Source organism: Pseudomonas pisciculturae (assembly GCF_015461805.1).
Lineage (GTDB): Bacteria > Pseudomonadota > Gammaproteobacteria > Pseudomonadales > Pseudomonadaceae > Aquipseudomonas > Aquipseudomonas pisciculturae.
Map to the genome: position 1 here is coordinate 1 of NZ_JACVZE010000017.1, position 13,063 is coordinate 13,063.

At 59.0% G+C, this 13,063-nt stretch carries 13 protein-coding genes; 11 read left to right on the forward strand and 2 right to left on the reverse strand.

What is annotated here, in order from left to right; all coding sequences use genetic code 11:
- Positions 1–209: 209 nt before the first annotated feature.
- Both ICY20_RS27985 and ICY20_RS27990 read right to left on the reverse strand, forming a co-directional pair.
- On the reverse strand, positions 210–1,430 hold the full coding sequence (locus ICY20_RS27985; protein WP_159961833.1) for a CaiB/BaiF CoA transferase family protein: 1,221 nt from the start codon (positions 1,428–1,430) through the stop codon (positions 210–212).
- 13 nt (positions 1,431–1,443) lie between these two features.
- Positions 1,444–2,625 carry an acyl-CoA dehydrogenase gene (locus ICY20_RS27990; protein WP_010207882.1) on the reverse strand — a complete coding sequence of 394 codons (1,182 nt, stop codon included), beginning with the start codon at positions 2,623–2,625 and terminating at the stop codon, positions 1,444–1,446.
- Between the two features lie 158 nt (positions 2,626–2,783).
- Here ICY20_RS27990 and ICY20_RS27995 point away from each other — a divergent pair, with 158 nt between their 5' ends.
- From ICY20_RS27995 to ICY20_RS28045, 11 genes are all read left to right on the forward strand, one after another.
- Positions 2,784–3,683, forward strand: a complete 900-nt coding sequence (locus ICY20_RS27995; protein ID WP_194939225.1) for a LysR family transcriptional regulator — start codon at positions 2,784–2,786, stop codon at positions 3,681–3,683.
- A 452-nt stretch (positions 3,684–4,135) separates the two neighbouring features.
- Positions 4,136–5,257, forward strand: a complete 1,122-nt coding sequence (locus tag ICY20_RS28000) for a Re/Si-specific NAD(P)(+) transhydrogenase subunit alpha (protein ID WP_194939226.1) — start codon at positions 4,136–4,138, stop codon at positions 5,255–5,257.
- Between the two features lie 15 nt (positions 5,258–5,272).
- Positions 5,273–5,596, forward strand: a complete 324-nt coding sequence (locus tag ICY20_RS28005; RefSeq protein ID WP_005783507.1) for an NAD(P) transhydrogenase subunit alpha — start codon at positions 5,273–5,275, stop codon at positions 5,594–5,596.
- On the forward strand, positions 5,596–7,032 hold the full coding sequence (locus tag ICY20_RS28010; protein ID WP_150674601.1) for an NAD(P)(+) transhydrogenase (Re/Si-specific) subunit beta: 1,437 nt from the start codon (positions 5,596–5,598) through the stop codon (positions 7,030–7,032). Before ICY20_RS28005 ends, ICY20_RS28010 begins: the two co-directional genes overlap by 1 nt.
- Before the next feature lie 179 nt (positions 7,033–7,211).
- Entirely contained in the window at positions 7,212–8,705 is a 1,494-nt protein-coding gene (locus tag ICY20_RS28015) for an acetyl-CoA hydrolase/transferase family protein (protein WP_194939227.1), read from the forward strand.
- A gap of 318 nt (positions 8,706–9,023) precedes the next feature.
- Complete coding sequence (locus tag ICY20_RS28020) at positions 9,024–9,239, forward strand: DUF1127 domain-containing protein (RefSeq protein WP_048721398.1); 216 nt, start codon at positions 9,024–9,026, stop codon at positions 9,237–9,239.
- Positions 9,240–9,502: 263 nt separating this feature from the next.
- A complete protein-coding gene (locus ICY20_RS28025; RefSeq protein WP_159961843.1) occupies positions 9,503–9,688 on the forward strand; it encodes a DUF1127 domain-containing protein in 186 nt (61 codons plus the stop codon).
- A 136-nt stretch (positions 9,689–9,824) separates the two neighbouring features.
- Positions 9,825–10,145: a DUF2388 domain-containing protein gene (locus ICY20_RS28030; RefSeq protein WP_159961845.1), complete on the forward strand. Its 321-nt coding sequence runs from the start codon at positions 9,825–9,827 to the stop codon at positions 10,143–10,145.
- Between the two features lie 80 nt (positions 10,146–10,225).
- Complete coding sequence (locus ICY20_RS28035) at positions 10,226–10,534, forward strand: DUF2388 domain-containing protein (protein ID WP_159961847.1); 309 nt, start codon at positions 10,226–10,228, stop codon at positions 10,532–10,534.
- 25 nt (positions 10,535–10,559) lie between these two features.
- Complete coding sequence (locus tag ICY20_RS28040; RefSeq protein WP_122486503.1) at positions 10,560–10,880, forward strand: DUF2388 domain-containing protein; 321 nt, start codon at positions 10,560–10,562, stop codon at positions 10,878–10,880.
- Positions 10,877–12,838 (forward strand): DUF7844 domain-containing protein, encoded by a 1,962-nt coding sequence (locus ICY20_RS28045; protein ID WP_194939228.1) that lies wholly within the window; start codon positions 10,877–10,879, stop codon positions 12,836–12,838. Before ICY20_RS28040 ends, ICY20_RS28045 begins: the two co-directional genes overlap by 4 nt.
- Positions 12,839–13,063 lie beyond the last annotated feature (225 nt).

A 13,063-nucleotide genomic window follows, 5' to 3' on the forward strand; every position in this document is an offset into this window, starting at 1 on the left:
CGATGAACTGAAGCAACCTGCTGCCGAAAACTGCGTAACTCATTGTTTACCAAGGAGTTTTCCGTTTCGACTGCGCCGGAAGTGGGGCGAATTATAGGCTTCCAGAATCTGCCGTCAACCTTTAATTCGAGTTTTCTATCAATTAACGATCATTGATTAAAAAACCATCAAATCGACCCGAATTTTCTCTTCTATATAGAAGGGACCCCCTAAATGACGCCCGCCTCCTTTAACGCTGCCACATTCGCCGCCCCCAACCCCAACACCGTCTGCAGCACCTGGACCGTATGCTCCCCCAACATGGGCGGCGCACTACGGTATTCCACCGGCGTCTTGGATAGCCGTATAGGGTTCGCCACCTGAGGCACCATCCCGGCCAACACATGAGGCAACTCCATCGCCAACCCTCGCGCCCGTACCTGAGGGTCAGCAAACACCTGTGCCAGATCATTGATCGGCCCACAAGGCACGCCAACTCGCTCCAACTCCGATACCCACTCAGCCGTTGTCTTAAAGACCGTAGCCTGACGAATCAGTGGTATCAGTTGCGCACGATTGGCCACCCGCTCCTTGTTAGTAGAGAAGCGCGGGTCATCCGCCCACTGCGGCTGCCCAGCCACCTGCGCAAATTTGCGGAACTGCCCGTCATTACCCACCGTCAGGATGAAGTCCCCATCAGCCGTAGGAAAATCCTGATAAGGCACGATGTTAGGGTGAGCATTGCCCAGGCGTTTTGGCGCCACCCCCGTCGTTAGATAGTTCATCGCCTGGTTAGCCAGGCACGCCACCTGCACATCCAGCAAAGCCATATCGATGTGCTGCCCACCACCGTCGTGGTCCCGATGCGCCAGCGCAGCCAGAATCGCCACGGTCGAGTAAAGCCCCGTGAGAATGTCAGTCAGCGCCACACCTACTTTCACAGGCCCAGCCCCCTCGTCTCCCTCGGGCCGCCCCGTCAGGCTCATTAACCCTCCCAGCCCTTGGATCATGAAGTCATATCCGGCACGAGCCGCATAAGGCCCTGTCTGACCAAAGCCGGTGATCGAGCAATAGATCAGCTCCGGATTGAGCTCCTTGAGCGACTCATAGTCCAACCCATAAGCCGCCAGGCCACCCACCTTGAAGTTCTCGATCAAGATGTCGGACTTGGCTGCCAAGTCACGCACCAGCTTCTGCCCCTCCGGTCGCGTGAAGTCGATAGTCACCGACTCTTTATTACGATTGGCCGATAGGTAGTACGCCGCTTCAGTGGTGTTCTCACCATAGGCATCCTTAAGGAAGGGCGGCCCCCACGCTCGCGTGTCATCGCCGCTACCCGGCCGCTCGACCTTGATCACCTCGGCCCCAAGGTCCGCCAGTATCTGCCCGGACCAAGGCCCCGCCAGCACTCGCGATAAATCCAATACACGCAGATGTGAAAGCGCGCCCATGCCTGTGCCCCTATTAATAGAAAGCCTGAAGGCCCGTTTGCGCGCGCCCAAGAATCAGCGCATGCACGTCATGGGTGCCTTCATAGGTATTCACCACTTCAAGGTTGACCAGGTGGCGCGCCACCCCGAACTCGTCGGAGATACCGTTACCGCCGAGCATGTCCCGCGCCATACGCGCGATGTCCAGGGATTTGCCGCAGGAGTTGCGCTTCATGATCGATGTGATCTCGACTGCCGCCGTACCCTCATCCTTCATACGCCCCAGACGCAGGCAACCTTGCAGGGCCAAAGTGATTTCGGTCTGCATATCGGCCAGCTTTTTCTGGATCAGTTGAGTTGCCGCCAAAGGGCGGCCGAACTGTTGGCGATCCAGGGTGTATTGGCGAGCGGTATGCCAGCAGAACTCCGCCGCGCCCAATGCGCCCCACGAGATGCCGTAACGCGCAGAGTTAAGGCAAGTGAACGGCCCCTTCAAGCCACGCACATCCGGGAAGATGTTCTCTTCCGGCACAAAGACGTTGTCCATCACAATCTCACCGGTGATGGAGGCACGCAGGCCGACCTTACCGTGAATCGCTGGAGCACTGAGGCCTTTCCAACCTTTCTCGAGGACAAAGCCACGGATATCCCCGGCGTCGTCTTTACCCCACACCACGAACACATCCGCGATAGGGCTGTTGGTGATCCACATCTTCGCGCCGGTCAGGCTGTAGCCGCCTTCCACTTTACGCGCACGAGTAATCATCGCGCCTGGGTCCGAGCCGTGGTTAGGCTCGGTCAGACCGAAACAACCAATCCATTCACCAGAGGCCAATTTGGGCAGGTACTTCTGCTTTTGCGCCTCGGTACCGAACTCATTGATAGGCACCATGACCAGTGACGACTGCACACTCATCATCGAGCGATAACCGGAGTCGACGCGCTCAACTTCACGGGCGATCAGCCCATAGCTGACGTAGTTCAAACCACTGCCGCCGTACTGCTCGGGAATCATCGCGCCCAGCAAACCGGTCTCTCCCATCTCGCGGAAGATCGCAGGGTCGGTCTTTTCATGACGGAAGGCTTCAAGCACCCGCGGCGCCAGCTTGTCCTGGGCGAATTGCTCAGCGCTGTCGCGCACCATGCGCTCCTCTTCGGTGAGCTGTTGATCCAGCAGCAGTGGATCGATCCAGTTGAAGCTTGCCTTGCCAGCCATGAATAAGTCCTCGCGAAGATAAATCAGAAATCGTGGATGGAGCCTAGGCCGGGCGAGCCAGGAGGGCAAACGAGGTTTCTGCATAGGGTTGTGCTAATTTCTCACTTCGAAATCGCCCGAAAGGGCGCGTAAGCAATTTTCATGTGAGGACAAGGTACATGCGCAGAAAAATCCCTAGCACCACTGCCCTTGTCAGCTTTGAAGCGGCGGCCCGCCACGAGAGCTTTACCAAGGCAGCACTGGAGCTTTCCATCACTCAGGGCGCCATCTGTCGACAGATCGCCAGCCTTGAGGAGTTTTTGAGTGTCGAGCTGTTTCGGCGCTCACGGCGTGGGGTCAAGTTGACCGAAGCAGGGCTGTCCTACAGCCGTCGCGTCGCTACGCAGTTGGACGCAGTGGAGCGCGATACCTTGTCAGTTATGGGCCAGCAAGGCGCCAACGTGATCGAGCTGGCGGTGGTCCCGACATTCGGCACCCAATGGCTAATCCCCCGCCTCAAGGACTTTCAACACCAGCACCCAGAAGTAACGGTCAATCTCACTAACCGCACGCGCCCCTTTCTGTTTGCCGATACCGAATTCGACGCGGCAATCTACTTTGGCGATGCGGACTGGTCCGGTACCGAATCCCACCGCCTGGTGGGAGAAAACCCCGTGCCCGTGTGCAGCCCCCGTCTACTCGGCAACTGCACCGGGCTCACACCCCAGCAGATCGCTGAGCTACCACTGCTGCAACAAACCACCCGGCCTTACGCCTGGCGTCAGTGGTTCAGCGCACAACAATTGAGTATCCCCCGCGACATGACAGGCCCACGTTACGAGCTATTCTCGATGCTGTCCCAGGCGGCCATGCACGATATGGGCGTCGCGCTGATTCCACCCTTCCTTATCCAGCGGGAGTTAGAAGAGCGCCGATTGGTCATTGCCAACTCCGACGCGCTGACCAGTTCGAAGGCGTATTACCTGATGATTCCTGACAGAAAAGTCGAATCTGCCTCGTTGCAGGCGTTCAGAGACTGGCTGATTGACCAGTCCAAACGCTACAAACCCAGCGTTTAAAGGACGATCCCGCAATACTGACTTTGTAGTCAAAAATATTAAGATCCTACAGATATACGTATATGTCGCATTTAAACAGACTGTACTTGTCTCTCGGGTACATCGCTCAAACCCTTGATCTTCATGGGCTGTAGCGACTATCACAAGCCAATGCACGACTATTCACGCAGGCAATGTAAAAAACCTCCATAACCGCCTGAATCCCTTTAAATCCCTGTATTTGAAGAGGTAATTTCAGACTGTTGCGACAATCAGTCACAGGGTGACTTGTAGTTAATTTTTCGTCACCCGTCATAATCCCTTGAAGGCCGCAAAGTTCGCCTGCAAAATGCCGCGCCCCGCTGTCATTTCAGCGGGATCGTGCTGATCGGCCGCCCCAGATGCGCCCCTCACGGTGCACTGGCCTTTTTACAAAAAGATCAAAAGCAAAAAGATCACGCAGGAGATTTGACGTGCACATTGGTGTTCCTCTCGAAACCCAGACCGGTGAAACCCGGGTGGCTGCCACCCCGGAAACCATCAAGAAGCTGATCGGCCAGGGCCATAAGGTCACTGTACAAAGCGGAGCTGGCATTAAGGCCAGCGTCGTCGACAGTGCCTATGAAGCGGCAGGCGCAACCATTGGCAGTGCCAACGATGCGTTTGGTGCCGAGCTGATTCTCAAGGTGGTAGCCCCCAGCGACAGCGAACTTGCGCTGATCAAAAGCGGCACCGTCTTGGTGGGCATGCTCAACCCGTTCAGCAACGAAACAATCGCCAAGCTCGCCGAGCGCGGCATCACCGCCTTTGCCCTCGAAGCGGCGCCGCGCACCTCGCGAGCCCAGAGCCTCGACGTGCTGTCGTCCCAGGCCAACATCGCCGGCTATAAAGCCGTGCTGCTCGCCGCTCATCACTACCCGCGCTTCATGCCGATGCTGATGACCGCTGCTGGCACCGTTAAGGCCGCCCGCGTGCTGATCCTCGGCGCTGGTGTTGCTGGCCTGCAAGCCATCGCCACGGCGAAACGTCTGGGTGCGGTGATCGAAGCGTCTGACGTGCGTCCGGCAGTGAAAGAGCAGATCGAGTCCCTCGGCGCCAAGTTCGTCGACGTGCCTTACGAGACCGACGAAGAGCGCGAATGCGCCGTCGGCGTTGGTGGCTATGCCCGCCCGATGCCCACCAGTTGGATGCAACGTCAGGCCCTGGCCGTGCATGAGCGCGCCAAGCAAGCCGATATCGTCATCACCACCGCACTGATCCCGGGTCGCAAGGCACCGACCCTGCTCAGCGCCGACACCGTCGCGCAGATGAAGCCCGGCTCGGTCGTCATCGACCTCGCCGCCGCCCAAGGTGGCAACTGCCCGCTGACCGTCGCCGACCAGGTGGTGGTGGAGAACGGCGTGATCATCTGCGGCCCGACCAACCTCGCCGGCGCTGTCGCCGCCGATGCGTCAGCCTTGTACGCACGCAACCTGCTGGACTTCCTGAAGCTGGTCTTCACCCAGGAAGGGCAGTTTGAAATCAACCTCGAAGACGACATCGTCGCCGCGTGCCTGATGTGCCGCGACGGCCAAGTCATCCGCAAAAACGCCTAAGCAGGGATTCAGACGATGGAAGAGCTTATCTCCCCCGGTATCTACAACCTGATCATCTTTGTGCTGGCGATTTATGTCGGTTACCACGTGGTCTGGAACGTGACGCCCGCGCTGCACACGCCGTTGATGGCGGTGACCAACGCGATTTCCGCGATTGTGATCGTCGGCGCCATGCTGGCCGCCGCGCTCACCGTGACCCCGCTGGGCAAGACCATGGGCACCCTGGCCGTGGCTCTGGCGGCGGTTAACGTGTTCGGCGGTTTCCTGGTAACCCGTAGGATGCTTGAGATGTTCAAGAAGAAAGCGCCCAAAGCTGTGAAAGAAGAGGTGCAGAAGTAATGAGCATGAATCTGGTAACGACGCTCTACTTGATCGCGTCGATCTGCTTCATCCAGGCGCTTAAAGGCCTGTCGCACCCGACCACCTCGCGTCGCGGCAACCTGTTCGGCATGCTCGGCATGGCGCTGGCCGTGCTGACCACCGTGGGCCTCATCTACAAGCTAGGCGCTGAGCTGGCGACTGCGGGTATCGGCTACGTGATTGTTGGCCTGCTGGTCGGCGGCACCGCCGGTTCGATCATGGCCAAGCGCGTAGAAATGACCAAGATGCCCGAGCTGGTGGCGTTCATGCACAGCATGATCGGCCTGGCCGCGGTGTTCATTGCGATTGCCGCCGTTGTCGAGCCGCAGTCCCTGGGTATCGTTAAACACCTCGGTGATGCGATCCCTGCGGGCAACCGCCTGGAGCTGTTCCTCGGTGCCGCCATCGGTGCCATCACCTTCTCCGGTTCGGTGATCGCCTTCGGCAAGCTGTCGGGCAAATACAAGTTCCGCCTGTTCCAGGGCGCACCCGTACAGTTCGGCGGCCAGCACAAGATCAACCTGGTGCTCGGCCTGCTGACCCTGGGCCTGGGCCTGGCGTTCATGTTCACCGGCAACCTCACCGCGTTCGCGCTGATGCTGGCCCTGGCGTTTGTGTTGGGCGTGCTGATCATCATCCCAATCGGCGGCGCCGATATGCCGGTGGTGGTGTCGATGCTCAACAGCTATTCGGGCTGGGCAGCGGCGGGTATCGGCTTCTCGCTGAACAACTCGATGCTGATCATCGCCGGCTCCCTGGTGGGCTCCAGCGGTGCGATCCTGTCGTACATCATGTGCAAGGCGATGAACCGTTCCTTCTTTAATGTACTGCTCGGCGGTTTTGGCAATGCGCCGGATGCGGGTGCCGCAGCCGGTTCCAAAGAAGCACGCCCGGTCAAATCCGGCTCGGCTGATGACGCGACCTTCCTGCTGACCAACGCCGACACCGTGATCATCGTTCCGGGCTACGGCCTGGCAGTGGCGCGGGCGCAACACGCGCTCAAGGAACTGACCGAGAAGCTCACTCACCGCGGCGTCACCGTGAAGTACGCGATCCACCCGGTGGCGGGCCGCATGCCCGGCCACATGAACGTCCTGCTCGCCGAGGCCGAAGTGCCTTACGACCAGGTGTTCGAGATGGAAGACATCAACTCCGAGTTCGGCCAGGCCGACGTGGTGCTGGTGTTGGGCGCCAACGACGTGGTCAACCCGGCAGCCAAGAACGATCCGAACTCGCCGATCGCCGGCATGCCGATCCTCGAAGCCTTCAAAGCCAAGACCATCATCGTCAACAAGCGCTCGATGGCCAGCGGTTATGCCGGTTTGGATAACGAGTTGTTCTATCTGGACAAGACCATGATGGTCTTTGGTGATGCCAAGAAGGTCATCGAAGACATGGTCAAAGCCGTCGAGTAACCCTGCTACAGCGCAATACTCGAAACCCCGGCCTCCCGTAGGCTGGGGTTTTTTATTACTGCATGAAACCCGACCAAAGGCTCTAAATCGCTGCCCGGCATTCGACCATGGTAGCGGGCCGAAATTTTTTGAAATCACTAAACTGCGCACCTTGCTTCCGTAGCCTGAGATAAGAATCCATGTACCGTGATCGCATCCGCTTGCCTTCGTTGTTAGACAAGGTCATGAGCGCGGCCGACGCCGCCGCACTGATCGAAGACGGCATGACCGTCGGCATGAGTGGCTTCACCCGCGCCGGTGAAGCCAAGGCCGTTCCCCACGCCCTGGCCGAGCGCGCCAAGACGTCGCCGCTGAAAATCACCCTGATGACCGGCGCCAGCCTGGGCAACGACCTGGACAAGCAATTGACCGAAGCCGGCGTACTGTCCCGACGCATGCCATTCCAGGTCGACAGCACCCTGCGCAAGGCGATCAACGCTGGCCAAGTCATGTTTATCGACCAGCATCTGTCGGAAACAGTTGAGCAACTGCGCAACAACCAGCTCAAGCTGCCCGACATTGCCGTGATTGAAGCGGTCGCGATCACCGAACAAGGGCATATTGTGCCAACCACGTCGGTGGGCAACTCGGCCAGCTTTGCGATTTTCGCCAAGCAGGTGATCGTCGAGATCAATATGGCGCACAACCCGAACCTGGAAGGGCTGCACGACATCTATATCCCGACCTACCGCCCAACGCGCACGCCGATCCCGCTGGTAAAAGTCGACGACCGCATTGGCAGTACCGCGATCCCGATCCCGCCGGAGAAGATCGTAGCCATCGTGATCACCAACCAGACCGACTCCGCCTCCACGGTCACACCGCCTGACAGCGACACCCAAGGCATCGCCAACCACCTGATCAACTTCCTCAAGCAGGAAGTCGACGCCGGGCGCATGACCAATAAGCTCGGCCCACTTCAGGCCGGCATCGGCAACATCGCCAACGCTGTGATGTGCGGCTTGATCGAGTCGCCATTCGAAGACCTGACCATGTACTCGGAAGTGCTGCAGGACTCGACATTCGACCTGATCGACGCCGGCAAGCTGAGCTTCGCCTCGGGCAGTTCGATCACCTTGTCGGAGCGGCGTAATGCCGACGTGTTCGGCAACCTTGAGCACTACAAGGACAAGCTGGTACTGCGCCCGCAGGAGATCTCCAACCACCCGGAGGTGGTGCGGCGCCTGGGTATTATCGGGATCAACACCGCGCTGGAGTTCGATATCTACGGCAACGTCAACTCCACCCACGTCTGCGGCACACGCATGATGAACGGCATTGGCGGCTCCGGGGACTTCGCGCGCAACGCGCACCTGGCGATCTTCGTGACCAAGTCGATTGCCAAGGGCGGTGCGATTTCCAGCGTGGTGCCGATGGTGAGCCATGTTGATCACACCGAGCACGACGTCGACATTCTGGTGACCGAAGTTGGGCTGGCCGACCTGCGCGGCCTGGCGCCACGGGAACGCGCGCGGGTAATCATCGACAACTGTGTGCACCCGGCTTACCGCGAGGCACTGAACACTTACTTCGACGCTGCCTGCGCCATCGGCGGGCACACCCCGCACATCCTGCGTGAAGCACTGAGTTGGCACATTAACCTGGAAGAAACCGGGCATATGCTCAAGGCTTGATTAATACAGATTTGAGCTGATGCAAACACAGTTTCATCAGCTCGATGCCATCAAGCCCCGTATCGACAAAAACTGTACTGCTGTACCGGTCATTTCCTACCGAAAAATCCCACAACACTCGCATAAAATGCCAATTTCGCACTATTTAAGTGCGGACAGGTACAGTTGCCCCATTTCTGTACAGTACAGCCCCCTTAAACAGTTAACTGGCCCCTCACAATACAGGTGAACTGTATCTAGAGAGTCTTGCGCCGGAGGAGGATCATTGGCATCAGTTAAACCACTACCTAATCCCGCCACAAGCGGAAGGATGTCATCATGGAACGTACACTCAGTTCCGATCTGTTCTTCGAAGAAAAAGCTGTAAACACCCAGGCTTCCATGCCTTTGCGCGTTCTCGCCAACCTGATGTTGTGGCAGCGCCGCATCTCCAGCCGCCATCAACTGGCTCGTCTGGATTCGCGTCTGCTGGCTGACGCCGGTATCAGCGAAGCTCAACGCTACGAAGAGCTCAGCAAGCCGTTCTGGCGCTAATTTAGCGCTCGCTGGCCCTGACCTGTAGGGTCCACTGCCAGCACCCAGATTTGTCAAAACAAAGCCCGCCCCGGGAGACCGGAGGCGGGCTTCGTTGTTTCTGGAATCTGGCTTATCGACGGTCAAACAGATGTGGGTCCAACCAATAGGTACAGTTTAAAAAACAAAACAGTTAAGCAGTACAATTTAGTTTCGGTGTATCTGTATAGGTCTCTGCGACTCACCCAACATGGTGTTCCATAACCTTCTGAAAGGCGCTCGCCATGGATACTCAACCTCCTCTCTATAAACGATTGCTGAACAGGACAACCTCCACCTTGGCGAAATGGGCGCGCCAAGCTCATGAGCGACGCCAACTGGCGCAACTGGATCGACGCGAACTGTCCGACGTGGGCATCAGCCCCAGCGACCGCCTGACAGAACTGTCCAAGCCCTTCTGGCGTGACTAGGCAGTCAAGAGGCTTTCCGAACGGGTAAACGGGGGCTTAATATCCAACCACCACGTGGCGAGCCGTTTAGAGCAGGCGTCTGATCCACAATAGCTACACCGCGCCACGTTATCCGTTCATCTAAAGGAGTCATACCATGTCCCGTCTTCGCCTACTGAGTGCTGCTGCCCTGTTGGCCTTAGCTGCCAACGCCAACGCGACCAGCTTTATCGTGACCACTGACTCGATCGTTGGCGCCCTCAAAGCGACCTCCGATGCCACTTCCGATGCCACATCGTCCCTGCGTGACAATAAGGTCGTACGTGCCGCCCGTGACGACGCCGCCAGCTTTGTCGCCAGCGAAGGCGCCATTCGCGGTGTGAAGCTGGAAAGCGCACTCGCTCAGATTCGCCAACAAGCGCCCCAACTGAACACCGCCACTGATGCACAACTGGCCCAAGCAATCCTGACCATCTAACGACAAGCCCAATGCCCCGGCGCTGGCTCTCGCCCGGGCATTACGCTAGCCTTGGCGCTCGCTTTCAATTGTCGAGTCCCATGGCTTTTTCATACCGCCTGTTAATCGTCCCTGTGTTGTTTTGTGCCGGCTGGTCGTCACTGGCTTCGGCCTTTGACCTGACCACGCAGGGCACCGTCGCGAGCGCGTACGCCACCAGTAAGGTGACCTCCGCCCCCTTCGACAGAAAAGTAATGCTTGCCGCCCAGGATGACGCTGCCGCGTTCATCGCCACTGACGGCCAATGGCGCGGAGCAAGGCTGGAATCGGCGCTGGATTACCTGCGCCGCACCCAACCAAAACTTAACGCCAGCGACCGTGAACTGGCGCAAGCAATTCTCGTCCAATAATCAACTTTGTATTCGGAGTCATCCCATGCGTAGCCCGCTGATCGCCGCCACCCTTGGCCTGCTGTTGTTGGCCGACGTTGCCCAGGCGCAAACCCTTGTGGCCACCAGTAACATCATTGTTCGTGCCTCCGGCCGCACCATTGATTTCACTTCGGACACCACCACCTCCATCCGCGACTCCAAAATCGTGCGCGAAGCCCACGATGACGCCGCCAGCTTTGTCGCCACCAACGGCGAGATCCGTGGCGCGCAACTCGAAGCCGCCTTCGACACCCTGCGCACCCGCGTGCCAGAAGCTCGCGACGCCAGCGACCAGACCCTCGCCGAAGCTATCCTCGCTCTGTGAGGCGCCTCGTCGTCTGGCTATTGGCGTGGGCTGTGCTGCTCAGTGCAGGTGCAGCCCACGCCGAACTGCAACTGCGGCTCAAGACCGAAGGTCTGAGCCCGGCCCAACAGCAGGCCAGCCAGGCATTGCTCGACGAAGCGATGCGCTCATTGCCGCCACGCTTCATCGAGCAGCTGGATCGACGCATCGATGTCGGCTGGACCGACAAAATGCCCGAAAACGCCTACGGCCAGGCTTCCCTGGTGTCCGAGCTGGACCTTAACCACAACCTGCTCGCCAGCCTCACCGATGGCAGCGCCGCCACCCAGAAAACCAACCGCCCCCACGGCACTGTGCGTCGGGAAATGCTCGCCACCGTGCTGCATGAACTGACCCACATCTATGACCGTGCGCGCTTGTGGACCAAAGAAGACCGCGCGCTGATCAACCGTTGCAGCCGCCAAAACAACATCACCGGCTTGATCGGTTTGCCCGATCAATGCCGTGGCCAGAATGACCGCCGCTTCAGTCTCAGCGATGATCCGCGCTTGCTGGACCTTGCCGGCTGGCCGCAATACGTCGGCCGTCGCGGTGAACGCGAGCAGCACAACCACCAAGTCGTCCGCAGCCCGGATATCTACGAAACCACCAGCCCGCTGGAGTTCGTCGCGGTCAACATGGAGTACTTTCTGCTCGACCCGAGCTACGGCTGCCGTCGCCCGGCGTTGTTCCGTTATTACAAGGAACACTTCGGCTGGGCACCGCCCGAGCAAGACACCTGCGCCAAGACCTTCCCCTTCCTGAACGCAGGCAATGATTTTGCCAAGACCCCGCTGGGCCAGATCGACCCGGAGCGCGTCTACGAGATCGACTACCTGCTTGCCGAAGCCAACCAGAACCTGGTCAGCCGCTGGGGCCACAGCATGTTGCGCCTGGTGATCTGTGCCCCTGGTCGCCCGCGCGGCCCGGATTGCCGGCTGGATCTGGACCAGCACCTGGTGTTGTCCTACCGCGCCTTCGTCGGTGACGTGCAACTGTCGAGCTGGGATGGCCTGGTGGGCAAATACCCATCGCGGTTGTTCGTGCTGCCGCTGGCCCAAGTGATCGACGAGTACACCAAGACCGAACTGCGTGGCCTGGCCTCCGTGCCCTTGAAACTGAGCCGCCAGGAGATCAACGACACCGTCGAGCACGCCGCCGAGATGCATTGGAGCTACGACGGCAGCTACTTCTTCATTTCCAATAACTGCGCGGTCGAGAGCCTCAAACTGTTGCGCAGCGGCAGTGCGAACCCGCAATTGACCGGCCTGGACAACATCACTCCGAATGGTTTGCTGGAAGTCCTCAGCGCCCGCGGCCTGGCCGACACCAGCGTACTCGACGACAAGCGCAACGCCCTGCGCCTGGGCTATCACTTCGACTCGTTCCGCGAGCGCTACCAGGCGATGTTCGACGTATTGCGCAAGCATCTGCCGATCAAACAGACCCAGGTCGAAGATTGGCTGGCTCTCAGCGCCGCAGAACGTCGCCCGTGGTTCGAGCAGGCCGATCTGCGTACCAGCGCCGCACTGTTGTTGTTGGAACAGGCGAGCTTTCGCAAACAACTGATGCTCGCTCAGGACGAAGTCAAACAACGCTACCTCGGTGCCCGTGAGCTGAAAAACGGCGGCATGGAAAGGGCCAACCACACCCTGCAACAAATCCTCGCCAACAGCGGCTTCCTCAGCCGCCCGGCAGAGCTGCTGGACAGCGGCGGCTACGGCTTGCCGCAACCGTCGGAAGCCAAGCGCCTGGAATCGGAGAGTGCCGAGCGCCAGAAGCAACTGCAATCACTGACCGGCGATTTGGATAAAGAGGTGAGGGCGCTGCTGGACCCGGCCCGGGCGGATGAGATTGCGGCGTGTGAGGCCAACCTCAAGCAGGTGGGTGAGCACTTGCGCAAACTGCACAAAGCCGCTGGCGGTCTCGAACTGCCTTAAGCACTCCAGTCAAACACAGTCCAAATGTGGGAGGGGGCTTGCCCCCGATTGCAGTGGGTCAGCAGATAAATCTGGTGGCTGACACACCGCTATCGGGGGCAAGCCCCCTCCCACATTTGGATCTGTATAAATCCAGAGACCGTGTGTCTTCCCACCAAGCTCTGTTTTGCCAGCGAAAGCTGGCTGAAAGCTTTCCCGTCTAGGATCGCCCCCAACTGCCCGCAA